This is a genomic window from Leifsonia sp. 71-9, assembly GCF_001898805.1.
GTDB lineage: Bacteria > Actinomycetota > Actinomycetes > Actinomycetales > Microbacteriaceae > Leifsonia.
The window spans coordinates 164,641-179,123 of the sequence record NZ_MKVJ01000003.1 but is presented as its reverse complement, the minus strand read 5'-3'; the positions used below and the strand labels follow the sequence as shown (position 1 = coordinate 179,123).

18 protein-coding genes are annotated in these 14,483 nt (G+C 72.4%); 7 read left to right on the top strand and 11 right to left on the bottom strand.

Annotated features, from left to right (window positions below; genetic code table 11):
• Positions 1–17 precede the first annotated feature (17 nt).
• The gene (locus tag BGO91_RS03600) at positions 18–1,193 is read left to right on the top strand and encodes a hypothetical protein (RefSeq protein WP_290471501.1); all 1,176 of its coding nucleotides are present in this window, start codon (positions 18–20) and stop codon (positions 1,191–1,193) included.
• On the opposite strand, the gene BGO91_RS03595 is transcribed toward BGO91_RS03600, so the two are convergent.
• From BGO91_RS03595 to BGO91_RS03585, 3 genes are all read right to left on the bottom strand, one after another.
• Positions 1,157–1,372 (bottom strand): hypothetical protein, encoded by a 216-nt coding sequence (locus tag BGO91_RS03595; RefSeq protein ID WP_290471500.1) that lies wholly within the window; start codon positions 1,370–1,372, stop codon positions 1,157–1,159. The two genes, BGO91_RS03600 and BGO91_RS03595, sit on opposite strands and share 37 nt — an antisense overlap.
• Before the next feature lie 73 nt (positions 1,373–1,445).
• A complete protein-coding gene (locus BGO91_RS03590; RefSeq protein WP_290471499.1) occupies positions 1,446–2,027 on the bottom strand; it encodes a sugar O-acetyltransferase in 582 nt (193 codons plus the stop codon).
• Between the two features lie 80 nt (positions 2,028–2,107).
• On the bottom strand, positions 2,108–2,683 hold the full coding sequence (locus BGO91_RS03585) for a TetR family transcriptional regulator (RefSeq protein WP_290471498.1): 576 nt from the start codon (positions 2,681–2,683) through the stop codon (positions 2,108–2,110).
• Positions 2,684–2,808: 125 nt separating this feature from the next.
• Here BGO91_RS03585 and BGO91_RS03580 point away from each other — a divergent pair, with 125 nt between their 5' ends.
• On the top strand, positions 2,809–3,387 hold the full coding sequence (locus tag BGO91_RS03580) for a DNA starvation/stationary phase protection protein (protein ID WP_290471497.1): 579 nt from the start codon (positions 2,809–2,811) through the stop codon (positions 3,385–3,387).
• Between the two features lie 24 nt (positions 3,388–3,411).
• Here BGO91_RS03580 and BGO91_RS03575 read toward each other — a convergent pair whose 3' ends face one another.
• Genes BGO91_RS03575 through BGO91_RS03555 form a run of 5 tightly spaced genes read right to left on the bottom strand, consistent with a single transcriptional unit; the run spans position 3,412 to position 8,485 of the window.
• Entirely contained in the window at positions 3,412–4,356 is a 945-nt protein-coding gene (locus BGO91_RS03575; RefSeq protein WP_290471496.1) for a helix-turn-helix transcriptional regulator, read from the bottom strand.
• Positions 4,353–5,027, bottom strand: a complete 675-nt coding sequence (locus BGO91_RS03570; protein WP_290471495.1) for a glycosyltransferase — start codon at positions 5,025–5,027, stop codon at positions 4,353–4,355. The genes BGO91_RS03575 and BGO91_RS03570 overlap by 4 nt, the downstream gene beginning before the upstream one ends.
• Entirely contained in the window at positions 5,024–6,286 is a 1,263-nt protein-coding gene (locus BGO91_RS03565; RefSeq protein ID WP_290471494.1) for a PIG-L family deacetylase, read from the bottom strand. The genes BGO91_RS03570 and BGO91_RS03565 overlap by 4 nt, the downstream gene beginning before the upstream one ends.
• Positions 6,280–7,335 carry a hypothetical protein gene (locus tag BGO91_RS03560; RefSeq protein ID WP_290471493.1) on the bottom strand — a complete coding sequence of 352 codons (1,056 nt, stop codon included), beginning with the start codon at positions 7,333–7,335 and terminating at the stop codon, positions 6,280–6,282. The genes BGO91_RS03565 and BGO91_RS03560 overlap by 7 nt, the downstream gene beginning before the upstream one ends.
• On the bottom strand, positions 7,310–8,485 hold the full coding sequence (locus BGO91_RS03555; protein ID WP_290471492.1) for an alcohol dehydrogenase catalytic domain-containing protein: 1,176 nt from the start codon (positions 8,483–8,485) through the stop codon (positions 7,310–7,312). Before BGO91_RS03555 ends, BGO91_RS03560 begins: the two co-directional genes overlap by 26 nt.
• Before the next feature lie 114 nt (positions 8,486–8,599).
• Between BGO91_RS03555 and BGO91_RS03550 the strand changes: the two genes are divergently transcribed.
• The 3 genes from BGO91_RS03550 (at position 8,600) to BGO91_RS03540 (ending at position 10,710) form a co-directional block, all read left to right on the top strand.
• Entirely contained in the window at positions 8,600–8,947 is a 348-nt protein-coding gene (locus BGO91_RS03550) for a hypothetical protein (RefSeq protein ID WP_290471491.1), read from the top strand.
• Positions 8,948–9,018: 71 nt separating this feature from the next.
• The gene (locus BGO91_RS03545; protein ID WP_290471490.1) at positions 9,019–9,915 is read left to right on the top strand and encodes an SDR family oxidoreductase; all 897 of its coding nucleotides are present in this window, start codon (positions 9,019–9,021) and stop codon (positions 9,913–9,915) included.
• Positions 9,916–9,999: 84 nt separating this feature from the next.
• Entirely contained in the window at positions 10,000–10,710 is a 711-nt protein-coding gene (locus BGO91_RS03540; protein ID WP_366925286.1) for a YceI family protein, read from the top strand.
• Position 10,711: 1 nt separating this feature from the next.
• Here BGO91_RS03540 and BGO91_RS03535 read toward each other — a convergent pair whose 3' ends face one another.
• Both BGO91_RS03535 and BGO91_RS03530 read right to left on the bottom strand, forming a co-directional pair.
• On the bottom strand, positions 10,712–12,007 hold the full coding sequence (locus tag BGO91_RS03535) for an alpha/beta hydrolase-fold protein (RefSeq protein WP_290471489.1): 1,296 nt from the start codon (positions 12,005–12,007) through the stop codon (positions 10,712–10,714).
• A 158-nt stretch (positions 12,008–12,165) separates the two neighbouring features.
• The gene (locus tag BGO91_RS03530) at positions 12,166–13,080 is read right to left on the bottom strand and encodes a helix-turn-helix domain-containing protein (RefSeq protein ID WP_290471488.1); all 915 of its coding nucleotides are present in this window, start codon (positions 13,078–13,080) and stop codon (positions 12,166–12,168) included.
• Between the two features lie 180 nt (positions 13,081–13,260).
• On the opposite strand from BGO91_RS03530, the gene BGO91_RS03525 reads away from it, so the two are divergent.
• The gene (locus BGO91_RS03525; RefSeq protein ID WP_290471487.1) at positions 13,261–13,467 is read left to right on the top strand and encodes a hypothetical protein; all 207 of its coding nucleotides are present in this window, start codon (positions 13,261–13,263) and stop codon (positions 13,465–13,467) included.
• A 16-nt stretch (positions 13,468–13,483) separates the two neighbouring features.
• On the opposite strand, the gene BGO91_RS03520 is transcribed toward BGO91_RS03525, so the two are convergent.
• On the bottom strand, positions 13,484–13,882 hold the full coding sequence (locus tag BGO91_RS03520) for a hypothetical protein (protein ID WP_290471486.1): 399 nt from the start codon (positions 13,880–13,882) through the stop codon (positions 13,484–13,486).
• Positions 13,883–13,953: 71 nt separating this feature from the next.
• Between BGO91_RS03520 and BGO91_RS03515 the strand changes: the two genes are divergently transcribed.
• Positions 13,954–14,412, top strand: coding sequence for an NUDIX domain-containing protein (locus BGO91_RS03515; RefSeq protein ID WP_290471485.1), 459 nt, complete (start codon positions 13,954–13,956; stop codon positions 14,410–14,412).
• Positions 14,413–14,483: the final 71 nt, after the last annotated feature.

The following is a 14,483-nucleotide window of genomic DNA, read 5'->3' as shown; positions in this document are numbered from 1 at the left end:
GTCCCGAGGAGGCGAACATGATGTCGAAGAGATCCACGGCCGTGCTGGCGGCGGCGGTCGGGCTGGCGCTGGTGCTCGGTCCGGTCACGGCCGGAGCGGCGAGCGCAGCGGGGACGGCGAGCGCAGCGGGCACGACGGCCGACGGCTGGGACGCGGGTTCGATCGCGGCACGGATGGCCACGCAGGCCGCCATGATCCGCGGACAGCAGCGCTCCACCGGTGCGATCCTGCACGGCAGCGGCGGCGTGAATCCCTACTTCGGCAACTACGCGGCTCTCGGCCTGCTCGCCGAGGGATCGCCCGCCTCGGTCACCGCCGCCGAGCGGTGGGTCGACTGGGTCTACGCGCACCTCAACACGGCGCCGACCGCGGACGGCGGACGCTACACGATCGACGACTACGCCATCGTGAAGGGCGCAGAGGTCTCGACCGGCTCGTACGACTCGGTCGACAGCTACGCGGCGACCACCCTCATGGTCGTCGCCCAGCTGTGGAAGGACGGCGACGCAGCCGCGAAGAGCACGCTCGTCTCCCGCATCGGAGCGTACGAGCACGTCGCGAACCTGCTGGGATCCTCCCCCGCCGGCATCCGGAAGGCCTCCGGACTGACCCAGGCGACCTTCACCTACAACGTCGCCTACCTCATGGACAACGCCGAGGTCTACGCCGGCCTGCGCGACTTCGCAGCGCTGGAGAGCGCCCTCGGCCGCACCGCGCAGGCCACCACCTACGGATCATGGGCCGCGACGACCCGAGCCGCGATCATCGCCAAGCAGTGGAACGCGCAGACGAGCCTCTGGAGCTGGCACGATTCGGTCACCCCCACCCTCTCGGGCGCCTTCTACGCCCAGAGCATGGCCCAGTACTTCCCGGTCGACTTCGGAGTGGTGCCGGCCGGAGACGCGAGAGCCGCGGACTCCTGGGCCGCCATCACCGCCCGCTGGCCGGGCTGGCGGTCGAACCAGCTCGGCCAGGCGGAGGCGGCCACCCCGATGGCGTACGCCGCCGCCCTGATGGGCGACACCTCCGGTGCGCGCGCGATGCTCGACGACATCGCGGCGCAGTACTCGTCCGGCTGGTACTACCCGACCGTGCAGACCGGTTCGATCACCACCTGGTGGAGCCCGGCGCAGGCCGGCTGGTACATCCGCACGCTTCAGCTGCTCGAGCCCTCCGCCTCGGCGGGACGGTAGCGGGACAGCCAGACGTGCGAGCCGCACCGGCCGGTGCCGATGTAGCCTCCCGTGCCCGCCCAGTACACGTCCGACATGCCGTAGCCCAGGTCGACGCGGCCGGTGACGACGACACAGCGCCGGTCGGTCGTCCGCTCCCAGAGCGATCCGACGGGGATGGATTCGGAACCGGCAGTCATGCCGCAAGGCTCGCACGGCGATGCGCACGCCTGCGTGGAACGGCCGCAAGTTAAGTACAGCGGGGAGCGAGACTCAGATCTCGCGGAGCACTCTCGCGGGGTTGCCGACGGCGACGACGTTCGCCGGGATGTCACGGGTGACCACCGAGCCGGCGCCGATCACGCTGTTGTCGCCGATCGTGACGCCCGGGCAGACGATCGCGCCGCCGCCGAGCCAGACGTTGTCGCCGATGACGATCGGCTCCGCCGCCTCCAGCTTGTCTTTGCGGGGCTGCGGGTCGATGGGATGCGTGGGGGTCAGCAGCTGGACGTTGGGGCCGATCTGGCAGTCCTCGCCGATGGTGATGCTCGCGACATCGAGCGCGACGAGGTTGTAGTTGACGAAGGTGCGGGCGCCGATCGTGATGTGCGCGCCGTAGTCGACGAACAGCGGCGGCTTGACGAACGCGTCGTCGCCCAGCGATCCGAGGAGGTCCTCGAGGATCGCACGGTAGCCATCGTCGCCGGCGATGTAGGCGCGGTGATAGGCGTCGGCGAGCTGCGCGCCGTGGTGGGCGAGGCGCTCGCTCTCGGGGTCGTCGGAGATGTAGAGGTCACCGGCGAGCATCCGCTCGCGGTTGGTGCGCGGGTCGCCGGCGAAGTAGTCGTGACTCATGTGTACGATCGTACATTGCGTGGCGGGTGCTTTTCACACCGGCATGATCGGTCCCGCCAGGCGGGTGCACCACGCACCGCTCAGGAGGCTCCGCCCGCGACCCGGTCGATAGCGGTCCGCACCGCGGAGGCGTCGTACGGGTCCACGTCCAGAGCGCGGTGCAGCGTCATCCCCTCGACGAGCGCGTCCAGGATGCCCGCCGTCACGGGGTCGAAGAAGCGCTCGAGCACGGCACGGCTGCGCCCCATCCACCCGTTCGTGATGGTCCGGTAGCGGGGGTCGCGGGCCGCCAGCGTGTAGAGCTCCTGCGTCAGCACGAGCTCGCGGGGAGTGCCGAAGACCTCGTGCAGGATGTGGTGCGCGAGCGCCTCCCTGGCGTCGGCGGCCGAGGCGCACTCCGCCATGCTCGCCTCGAACCCGGTGCTGAACGCGCGCGCGAAGCGGTCGAACGCCTCGGCGAGGAGGGCGTCCATCCCGGTGAAGTGGTAGGTCATCGAGCCCAGGGACACGTCGGCGGCCTCCGCCACCCGGCGGTGCGTCGTGCCGGCGACCCCGCGGTCGGCGATCACGTCGAGGCAGGCGTCGATGATCCGGTCGCGCCGGGCCGGGTCGTGGCGGCGCGGTCTGCGCGCCTCCCCGGGAGAGCTGTCCACCATCCCGTCAGCGTACACATGTACTCATCGAACGGGAGGGACGGCCGATGCGACCCGTCAACCCCGTTCACAACACGGCCCGACCGGCCTACCGTCCGGAGCGAATCGAATCCAAGGGAGCGATACCGATGGCCACCACGACCAAGAAGACCACCAAGACCACCGCGGCCGCAGCGCCGCGCACGTCGCGCCCGCGCGGCGAATCGGCGGGCGAGCACACCACCCGGCGCGAGAACGCCGAGCACGGCTTCGTCGCCCCGTCGTCCCTGGCCGCCGACCTGCAGCGCGTGCTCGTCGACCTCATCGAGCTGCACCTGCAGGGCAAGCAGGCGCACTGGAACATCGTCGGGCACAACTTCCGCGACCTGCACCTGCAGCTCGACGAGATCGTCGACGCCGCGCGCGAGTTCAGCGACGACATCGCCGAGCGGATGCGCGCCCTGCACGCGACGCCGGACGGACGCTCACGGACGGTCGCCGAGTCCACCACGCTCGACGACTTCCCGAACGGCGAGATCGACACGGGCGTCGCCATCGACCTCATCACGGCCCGGCTGGAGGCCGTCGTGCGGACGATGCGCTCGGTGCACGACGACGTCGACGAGGCCGACCCGACCTCGGCCGACCAGTTGCACGCGATCATCGAGCGCCTCGAGCAGCTCGCGTGGATGGTCAGCGCGGAGAACCGCACCCCGGCGAAGGCCTGAGCCGGTCGCCCGCGGGCGCCTCGATCACGTGTCGAGGGTGTCCCGCGGGCTCTCCCCGAAGGTCTCGCGATAGTAGGTCGCGAACCGCGGGACGTGGGTGAAGCCCCAGCGGTGCGCGATCTGGGCCACCGTCGCGCCGTCCGTGCGCTCGCGGCGCTGGAGGTCGGCGCGTGCCGCCTCCAGCCGCATCCGGCGCAGATAGCGGGTCGGGGTGTCGCCGACCACCCGGCGGAACGCCTCCTGCAGTCCCCGCGCCGACAGGCGCGCCGCCGCGGCGATGTCCGCGACGCTGATCGGTTCGGCGACGTTCTCCTCCATGTACGCGATGGCGCGCCGCACGGCCGCGGGCGTGGCCGTCGCTCCGTCGCGCGCGGCGGGCAGGCCGAGCAGGTCGCTGGGGAAGGCGGACACCAGCGCCGCGGTCAGGCTGCGGAACACGGTGTCCCTGACCAGCTCGTTCGCGAAGACCTCATGGACCGCCGCGACGGCCCGGGCGTGCGACGCGGCGGCCGACCAGAGGCGGGCCCGGTCCGGCGAGCGAGGCGCGGTGGCCTCGAAGCGCACCGGGAGGTCGCCGCGGCCGTAGTGCTGCTCGATCAGCTCGCGCACGGGCCGCTCCTCGAGCTGGGTCGCGGTGACGAGCAGGCGCTCCTCCCACCATGCCTCGGCGGGAGCGAACGGGTGGAGGTACGGCTGGGCGGTGTCCAGTTCGCGCCGTCCCGAGGCCACGCGCACCGGGAGGGCGGCCTCGCCGACGACGAAGGCCGTCTGCGCGTCCATGGCGGCCCTGCCCGGCGCCCGGATGTCCAGGCTCACCAGGGAGAAGCGCTCGTCGCCGACGACCGACAGCTCTCCCGGGAAGGAGCCGTCCGGCATCGCCAGATCGCTGCCGCGATAGACGCCGCGCAGGAGGTCGAGGGCGGCCTGGCGGTCGGGCGTCCGCACCTCGATGCGTCTGACCGGCGTCACGAGACGAGCGCGCGCAGGTGGGCCGCGTACCCGTCGGGCGCGCGGCCGTCGAGGCGCGCGGAGGTGAGGACGGGATGCTGCTCGCTCTCGGCGACGGGGCGGCCCTCCGCCCGCAGCCGCGCGACGAGGTCGACGTCCTCGCCGACGACGAGCGGCAGAACACCGCCGACTCCGATATAGGCGCTCGCCCGCACTCCGAGATTGGCGCCGTGGACGTGGCCGAGGGTCGCTCCGGGCGGGTGGCTGCGCGTCCAGGCGTGCCGACGGGCCGTGTCCAGGTCGTCCAGGCGCGGGACCACCGCGCCGACGAAGACGTCCGCCGTCCGGGCGGCCGCGAGCTGCCCCTGCAGCCACTCCCGCGGGACGAAGGTGTCGGCGTCGGTGAAGGCGAGCCAGGTCCGCTCCGGCGCGCACGCCGAGCGGGCGAGCCCGGCCTCCACCGCGTCCCGCCGCGCGCGGCCGACGTTGCCGTGGTCGCGCTCGACGACGACGACCCCCGCGAAACCGCGGGCGATCTCGGCGGACGCGTCCACACAGCCGTCGAGGACGACGACCACGGTCACGGGGACGTCCACGTGCGTGGCGGCGGCGAGGACGGACGCGAGACAGTCCGCCAGGGTCTCCTCCTCGTCCCGCGCGGGGACGGCGACGATCACGTGCTCGACGGTCATCCGTAGACCTCCATCCGGAACGCGTCCTCGACGTGGGCGACGAGCCGCCGGAGGCCGGAGCGGGCGGCGAAGAGCTCGTGCGCCTCCGCGCCCGTCTGCGCGAAGTCGTCGGCGTTGCCCGACCAGTGGCAGAGCAGCACGGCGCCACCCGGTGCGAGGGAGGCGCCGATCCGCTCGATGGTCGCCGCCCACTGGTCTGCCGCGAGGTAGTAGGCCAGCTCGGAGACGACCACGAGATCGAACGTGCCGCCGGGCCACTCGCCCGGGACGCGCATCCGCTCGATGCGCACGGCCGGGAGGTCGGACGTGCGACGGGAGGCGAGCTCCACGGCGGAGGCGGACGCATCCAGCCCCAGCACGGAGTCGCACCGCTCGGCGAGCCCGGCGGAGAGCTCGCCGTTGGAGCAGCCGAGCTCGAGGGCGCGCCCGTACCGCTCCGCGGGGAGCGAGGCCAGTGCGAGGGCGCGCTTGCGGCGCTCGTACCAGCGAGTGCGCACCGACCACGGGTCCTCGCTCGCGCGGTGCAGGCGCTCGAAGTGCTCGGCGAGCGGGTCCGCCTGCGGTTCGATCAGCACCTCACGCCCGGCGCTCGCGCGCTCGACGAAGCCGGCCGCCAGCACGCCCGACGGGTTCGCGGCGGAGTGCAGCTGCGTCGGGAACGACGCGAGCGCCGACCGCTTGCGCTCGCGTGCCTCCGGCGTCAGCTCCATCTCGGCCGCGCGCGACCAGGGGACGTCGTCCGGGGTCCCCCACTGCCACAGCCAGATCGGGTAGTAGCGGAGGGTGTGCCCGGCCGTCGTGCACACCTCGGCCGCCTCACGACCGAGCGTGCGGTGGTCGCCGTGCCGGTCGCCCGGCCAGGGTGCGAGCACGAGCCTGCGGGTGCCGTCGTCCGGCAGGGCGGCGCGGAGGGCGTCCCTGAGCGCGTCGGCTTCGTGCTTGAGCCGCCCGTCGGTCAGCCCGAGGAGCGTCGGCTCGGCCGCGACGCCGAGCCGGGAGAGCGCGGCGACCAGCTCGTCGGCCCGCTCCGGTTCGTCGACGGTCGCAACGATGACGGAGACCGGGACGCCGGCGGCCACGCAGGACGCGATCGTCCCTCCTGCACCCAGCGTCTCGTCGTCGGGATGCGCGGCGAGAACCGTGACCGCGTCGAATCCGCGCAGCCAGTCGGCGGCCAGGCGCGGCACCTCCCGCCAGCGCCCCTCCTGCTCCCATGCGCCGGGGGACGTGACCGCCACCAGCGGATCGAAGCTCACCACGCGAGTCCACCCTCGGGCAGGTGGCGGGCGAGCGAGGCGTCATCCCGGCCCCGGTGGTACTGGGCGACGTAGAGCTCGAGGTCGGCGCAGCGCCGGGCGAGGCTCTCGTCGAAGGCGAGCGCGGCCGGTCCGAGCACGTCGCGGGCGGCGGCGAGGGCGAGCACCACGGCGTCCGCCACGGTGCCGCGCACGCTGTGCGAGAGGAGGGCGGCGTCGCCGACCGTTCCGCCGTCGATGCGCGCGGCGGCGTCGTGGAGCGCGAGGCGGCCGGCGTCGAGCGCGCGGTGGAGCTCGCCGGCGCGAGCCGCACCGAGCTCGTCGTCGGAACGACGGCGCACCCGCGCCGCCAGGGCGTCCGCGATCGGGAGGCAGCCGCCCCACCAGCACGCGGCCACCCCGATCGCGCCCCAGCGGAAGCCGGGGCGGTCCAGGTACCACCCGTCGCCGCCGACGGGCGTGGCGACCACCCCGTCGAACCGGACGGGGCCGCTCACGACCTCGGTCAGCCCGCGGGCGACCCAGCGCGCGTGCTCGGCCGTCACCTCGTGCGCGGTGAGGTCGACCGCGAACATCCGCCGTTCGCCGGTGAGCGTGGTCGCGGTGACGAGCGCGCTGGTCAGCTCACCGGCCAGCGAGCACCACGCTTTGCGGCCGCGCAGCAGCCAGCCGTCACCCGACGGGATCGCCTGCAGCACCGCATCCGGAGCCTCGGCCGCGAACACGCCCCAGGTGGTCCCGCGCTCGGGCAGCGGCTCCCCGGCCTCGGCGAGGATGGCCACCGCGTCCAGGTGCGGCTCGAGCACCCGGGCGGCGGTGAGGTCGGTCTCGCCGACGCGGGCCAGCCGCCGGAGGCGCTCGTCCGTCTCACCCGCGCCCGGCAGCGGGAGCAACGACCCCGGCTCGACGGCACGGAGCACGGCGAGCAGCGGGGCCGCGCTGCCACCCCACGACGAGGCCGCCGACAGGAATCGCGCGAACGAGGAGCCGTCCGCCGTGCTCGTGGGCGCGTGCTGCGCCGTCGCCTCAGGGATGGAGTACGACCTTGACACAGCCGTCCTTCTTGTCGCGGAACAGGTCGTACATCGCCGGCGCCTCGTCGATCGACGCGTGATGGGTGACGAGGTCCTCCGTCCCGAGCGGATCCGACGGGTTCTCGACGAGCGGCAGCAGCGTGTCGCGCCAGGAGTGGACGTTGCACTGCCCCATCCGCAGCGAGAGCTGCTTGTCGAACATCTTCATGAGCGGCATCGGGTCGGCGACGCCGGAGTAGACGCCGCTCAGCGAGACCGTGCCGCCGCGACGCACCGAGTCGATCGCGAGCATCATCGCGGCGAGCCGGTCGGCGCCGACGGTCGTCATCAGCTTCTTGGCGACCGGGTCGGGCAGGAGGCCGACCGCCGACTGGGTGAGAGCCGTCGCGGGATTGCCGTGGGCCTCCATGCCGACGGCGTCCACGACGGCGTCCGGGCCGCGACCGTCGGTGGCCTCGCGCAGCCACGAGGCGGCGTCGTCGGAGAGGTCGAACGTGTCGACGCCGTGCCGTTGCGCCATCGCGCGGCGCTCCGGGACGGGATCGACGGCGACCACCCGGTGGCCGAGGTGCACGCCGATCCGGCTCACGAACTGCCCCACCGGCCCGAGGCCGATGACGCCGAGCACGCCGTGCTCCGGCAGGTTCGCGTACTGCACTCCCTGCCAGGCAGTGGGCAGGATGTCGCTGAGGAAGAGGTAGCGCTCGTCCGGCAGCTCCGTGCCGACCTTGAGCGCGTTGAAGTCCGCGAGCGGCACGCGCAGCCGCTCCGCCTGACCGCCGGGCACGGAGCCGTAGAGCTCGGTGTACCCGTACAGCGTCGCCCCGGTGCCCTGGTCGTAGTTCTGCGTCGTCTCGCACTGGGTGGTGAGGCCCAGCCGGCACATGTGGCAGTGCCCGCAGGCGATGACGAACGGGATCACGACCCGGTCGCCCACAGCGAGCTCGCGCACGTCCGCGCCGACCTCCTCGACGATCCCCATCGGCTCGTGGCCGAGGATGTCGCCGGCGCTCAGGAACGGCCCGAGGACGTCGTACAGGTGGAGGTCGGAGCCGCAGATCGCCGACGACGTGATGCGGACGATCACGTCCGTCGGCTCCTGGATGCGCGGGTCGGGGGCGTCGATCACGGCGAGCTTCTTGTTCCCCTGCCAGGTGAGTGCTCTCATGTCATGAGAAGTACGCCGTCGCACCGGTCTCCGACAGGGGTTCACAATCGGCGGGATCCGTGGATCAATGACTGGCCAGGGGATCCCGCCACCGGCAGGAGAGGACGGACGACGATGACGACGAGACTGAACCGGGCCGCGCTGGACCATGCGCAGGAGCTGATCGGGAAGAGCCGGATCGTGCGCGACGAGCGCGACGACTGGAGCGAGCACGCGCCGAGCGCCAACGACGAGAACGCGTTCATCGACAAGCACGGCTGGGCGGAGTTCGCACTCTGGCATCTGGGCGAGGACCCGGACGCGTCCGAGGAGACGAAGCAGCGCTACACGTTCCCCTACGGCGACTTCGCGCGCCTGCACCGCTGCGCCGTGATCTCCCTCGAGAGCCGGGCCGCCCAGAACGACCACGACGAGATCGCGCGCGCCGCGAAGAAGCTGCTGGAGGAGCTCGACGGCGACTGAGCCAAGGTACCCCTCTCGTCGCGGGAGGAAACCCCCTGGGGAGGGCCGGGGCACGGTGGTTCGGTGGGGTCATGCCTCAGAACCAGTACTCCTTCGACAACCCCGTCGACCGCTACCCGCACATCGAGCCGCCCGAGAAGCAGGTCTCCGAGCCCGGGCGCGACAGCGAGCTCGACCCGCCCGCCGACCACGGCGAGACCAGCTACGTCGGCAGCGGCCGGCTCACCGGGCGCAAGGCGCTCGTGACCGGCGGCGACTCCGGGATCGGTGCCGCCGCGGCGATCGCGTTCGCCCGCGAGGGCGCCGACGTCGCCATCGTCTACCTGCCCGAAGAGGAGGTGGACGCCCAGGCCATCGCCGAGCAGATCCGCGCGGCCGACCGGGAGGCCCTGCTGATCCCGGGCGACCTCGCCGACCGCACCTTCTGCGGCGACGTCGTCTCCCGCGTCGTCGACGCGTTCGGCGGCCTCGACATCCTGGTGAACAACGCCGGCAAGCAGGTCTTCTGCACCGACCTCGCCGAGCTGCCGGACGAGCAGTTCGACCTCACGATGAAGACGAACGTCTACGCGATGTTCTGGCTCACGAAGGAGGCCCTCCCGCACCTGAAGCCGGGCGCGACGATCATCAACACGACGTCGGTGCAGGCGTACATGCCGGGCGAGCAGCTCGTCGACTACGCGACGACGAAGGCCGCCATCAACGCGTTCACCAAGGCGCTCGCCCAGCAGCTCGCGCCGAAGGGCATCCGCGTGAACGCGGTCGCGCCGGGCCCGATCTGGACGCCGCTGCAGCCGAGCGCAGGCCAGCCGCCGGAGAAGCTGCCGGACTTCGGAGCCCAGACGCCGATCGGCCGCGCCGGTCAGCCCGCCGAGCTCGCCCCCGCATACGTGTTCCTCGCCTCCCCCGAGTCCAGCTACGTGATCGGCGAGACGCTCTCGGTCAACGGGGGCATGCCGACGCCGTAGGCCAGGGCAGCGCCAGGGCTCTCCCAGGCGGATCATCGACGACTCCCAGCCATCCGGGCCCGGGCACTCCGTAGGTTTGTTGACATGTCCCCGATGAAGAAGTCCTCGAAGGTCTGGATCTCCGTCGCCGCCGGCGTGGTCGTGCTCGGCGTGGCCGGCGCGATCGCCGCGCCCTACGTCTACCGCGACCTGATCGCGGCTCCGGCGGAGGCCGTCCCGACGGTCGCCCTCACCACCGACCCGGAGGCGAAGACGACCATCGACACCTCCGACCTCAGCGGGGACTGGCAGGTGGGCGCGTCGTCCTTCGCGGGCTACCGGGTGAAGGAGGTGCTCAACGGGGTGGACGTGACGGTCACGGGGCGCACGGCCGACGTCACCGGGTCGTTCTCCGTCGACAAGCTGACCCTCACGAAGGCGACCGTCACCGTCAAGGTCGCCACGATCGCCACCGACGAGCCCAACCGGGACGACTACTTCCGGTCGACCGCCCTGCAGACCGATCGGTTCCCCGAGGCGACGTTCGTGCTGACCGAGCCGGTCACCGTCGGCACGCCCGAGTCGGGTGCCGCGCAGACGGTGAAGGCCACGGGCACACTCACCCTCCACGGCGTCTCGAAGACGGTGACGGCCGACCTGCAGGTGGGGCTGAACGGCGACGGCGGGCAACTGAGCGGCAGCATCCCGATCACCTTCGCCGACTACGGCGTGACCGCGCCGAGCCTGGGGTTCGTGACGGTCGAGAAGACCGGGTCGGTGGAGTACCTGCTCTACCTCGAGAAGGCGGCGGGCTGACTCAGCGGGGCGCCTCGAGCCCGAGCAACGGGTAGAGGTACGGGATGCCGCCGTCCAGTCCGCCGGTGAGGGCGCCGATCCCGTGCCCTCCCGTCGGGATGTCCACGAACGCGCTGTTGATGCCGGCGGCCCTGGCCAGCTGCGAACCGCGCAGGGCGACGTGGTGGTACGCCGGGTCGTCGGCGCACGCGGTGAAGATCGCCGTCGTCCCGGGGAACGAGGAAGCGCGGAGCCGGTTGAAGGGCTTGGCGCGGTCGTAGGCGGCCCGGTCCCCGCCGAACTCGTCGTGCAGCGTGGCATCGGGATGCTCGGCGCCGGGGAACTCCTCGCCCGAGATGTCCAGGATGTTCGCGAACAGGTCGGGATGCCCGATGCCGAAGGAGAGCGCGCAGAGGCCGCCGTTGGAGTAACCCGCGACGGTCCAGAACCGGTGGTCGCGCGTGACGGCGAGGTTCTTCTCGGCCCACGCCGGAACGTCCTGGGTGATGTACGTCTCCACCGCTCCGAACCGCTTCGTGTCGCGGCACAGAGTGTCGTGGGTCGGGTCGCCGAGCTGGTCGGGCACGACCACGATCGGCGCCAGCCCGTGGTGGGTCGCCGCGAAACGGTCCATCGCCTGGGCGATCGGCTCGGGGTCGGGGTTGCCCGGCTGCCCCATCATCATGACGAGGAGCGGCAGCACCGGCGGGTGCGCGACGCGCGCCGCGGGCGGCAGGTACAGCCCGGCCTCGCGCGCGTGGAACCCGCTCGCGGTCGCCGGGATGCGCACCGTGCCGATCTCGCCGTGCTCCGGCATGTCGCTCGGCGCGCGCCAGTGCTTCCACAGTTCCGTGTCGTAGCCCAGGTCGGCGCTTGTCGGCGGGGTGAGCGCCACCGGCTTCGGGACGCTGATGGCCAGCAGCCCGCCGAGGGTGCGATTGAGGCCGTAGTTGGCGTTGATCCCGAGCGTCGCCGCGGCCAGGAAGACGGGGATGCCCACGATCGCGACCACCGTCCGCCAGCGCGGACGGCGGCCGATGCTCACCGCGCACAGCGCCACGCCGCAGAACGCCGCCGCGAGCCAGGCGTAGTTGCCGGCTCCGAGCGACTCCCCGAACAGGTTGAGCCAGCGGATGCAGACGAGCCACACGACCACGGCCGCGCCGAGTCCGACGACAGCGGCGAGCGCGATCCGCAGCAGCCAGCGGGCCGAGGGGCGGCGCACGAGCAGGGCGATCAGGATGCCCGCGGCGGCCGCGAACAGCACCACCGGCAGCGGACCGCTCAGCACATCGAGCGACAGCACCCCATCGAACACGAGACGACCCCCGTCAGACCGGCCCCGCGAACGCTCGGCCCTCCCACTCGGATCCGCACCGGATCCCGTGCTCATTCAAGCGGATGCACGGCCTCCACCGCTGCGATTCGTCCTTCCGAACCTGCGCGTCTTCTCAGAAGATCCGTGCGAAGGAATCATCAGGACGGGTCCGGTCGGGCGTCCCCAGCGGCGCTGTCGCGCTCCAGAGCCCGGTAGAGCGACGAGACCGAGCCGAACCCCGCCGTCCGGGCGAGCTGCTCCGCGGGCATGCCCGGGTGGCGCTCCCGCAGCTCCTTCGCCGCCCGCGCCCGGGTCGCGCGCAGCTCGCCGGCCACGGTCGCGCCCTCCGCCGCGAACGCCGCCTGGAGGCTCCGCGACGACACCCCGGCCAGTTCGGCCAGCCGCGGCACGCTCAGCCGGGGATCGGCGTGGTTGTCGACGATGAGGCGCATCGTCCGCGAGAACAGGGTGAGCTCGCTCGGGTCGCCCTCGGCGATCAGCCGGGCGAGCGCGCGCCCGACCTCCATCGCCACCGCGCGCAGCGGGCCGATGACCAGCGAGTTGCCCACCGTGCCGGAGCTGAGGGAGGTCGCGAAGGCGAGCAGCGGTGCGAGCACGTTCGCCGGCACCTCCGGCCGGGGCGAGCCGCTCCTCCGCCGCACATCCAGTTCGCTCACCAGGGACGCCGGGGCGCTGATGTAGAGGATCTCGTTGAGGCCGTCCAGCGTCTCGAACGTGAGCGGGGCGTCGCCGGGCGGGATCAGGTGCAGCCCGGGGCGCCGCTCGATGATCGTCGAGGAGGAGGTCACCGCGATCCGCCCGCTCACGCACACGATGACGGCGGCCCGCGTCAGCGACAGCGCGTCACGCGGCCACTCGACGACGGCGCGCGGCAGGTTCGCGTGCGCGAAGGTGATCTCGGGGAAGCGCGTCATCCTGATCCGCAGGCTGTCCGACTCCTCCAGCCGCACGATCTTCAGATTGGCGGAGGTCAGATAGTCCGAGAGCGCCGGGTTGGCCTCCACCGCCGCGATGCCGCGGACGGCGAGCCGCAGACCCTGGACCGGGGGCATGGCGTCCCATTTCGATCGCCGCGACGTCACCGATCTCCTCCGATCCCGAACCTCGTCCCAGTGAACCACCGGGGAGCAGAACGCGCACCGCCTGTCTCAGATCGCGCAGCGTTCCTCTCGGGCGACAGGGTGCTGGCGAGACTCGACCTCACGGTCGTCGCCCACCCGGAGGAGCAGCCCATGTCGCAGTCATCGGTCACGGAATCGCCGGTCACCTGCACCCTTCTCGTGCCCGGCTACGGCCTCGTGACCTGCGTCACCGAGACGGCGCGGAACGTGGCGGGCGACACACTGCACACCACCCTGCGATCCGCGGTGGACGCCGACCGCCACCGCGTGGATCGGCGCACGTGGCTGCGCATCGAGCGCATCCTGGGCACCCGCTGAGGCGCACACGCTTAGCTCAGCGGCCGTCGACACCCGTCACGTCGTGGACCCACGGCGAGATCTCGACGCCGCTCGCCCCGGAATCGCCGTCGAAGCCCTGCAGCTGCACCCGGAACGTGGTGCCGTCGGCCACCCGGGTCTGCAACGAGGAGCCGCCCGAGCACGAGCCCAGCGTCGTGTCCTCGGTGCCGGCGGTCACGACGAGGCAGATCCGGTACGGGGGAACGCCCTTCACCAGGTACACGTCGTATCCCGCCGCCTGCCCCTGATAGCGCGAGCTCGACGCCTGCACACCGTCGAGCTCCGGCACGATCGACGGAAGCTCGTCCGTGCGCGACCTCGCCCCGTCGAACGGCGACGGCATCGACACGCAGCCCGTCGACGCACCCAGCACCACGGCCAGCGCCGTCGCCACGAACGCGATCCTCCGGCATCCCCTCATGCCCCACCCCCGGTGCTCACCCTATCCACGGGTAGCGTGGCTGGATGCCACTCTCCCCCTACATCGCAGAAATCCGGGCGCTCATCGGCACCCGCACGCTGCTCCTGCCCGGCGTCACCGCCGTCGTCCGCGACGAGCGCGGCCGGTACCTGCTGGCGCGGCACACGCAGAGCGGGCGCTGGAGCCTGGTCGGCGGCGGGGTGGAGCCGGGCGAGGAGCCGCGCACGGCGCTCGAACGCGAGATCCGGGAGGAGCTCGGCGTCGCGGCCGTCGCGGGACGGGTGGTGGACGCCTACGGCGGGCCCGCGCTCGAGGTGGTCTACGGCAACGGCGATCGGGTCTCGTACGTGACCGTCGCCTACCTGTGCACCCTCCAGGGCGAACCCCGCGCGGCCGAGCCGGACGAGATCGCCGAGGTGGGATGGTTCACCCGCGCGGAGGTGCGCGCCCTCGACCCCTTCCCGTGGGTCGACCGCGTGCTGGAGGACGCCGACCGCCTCTGACCTCCGCGCCCGCTCCTGTCCGCAGCCGCCGACGTTCACGTCGTTGCGGTTGAAACGGGCGGAATGAGCGC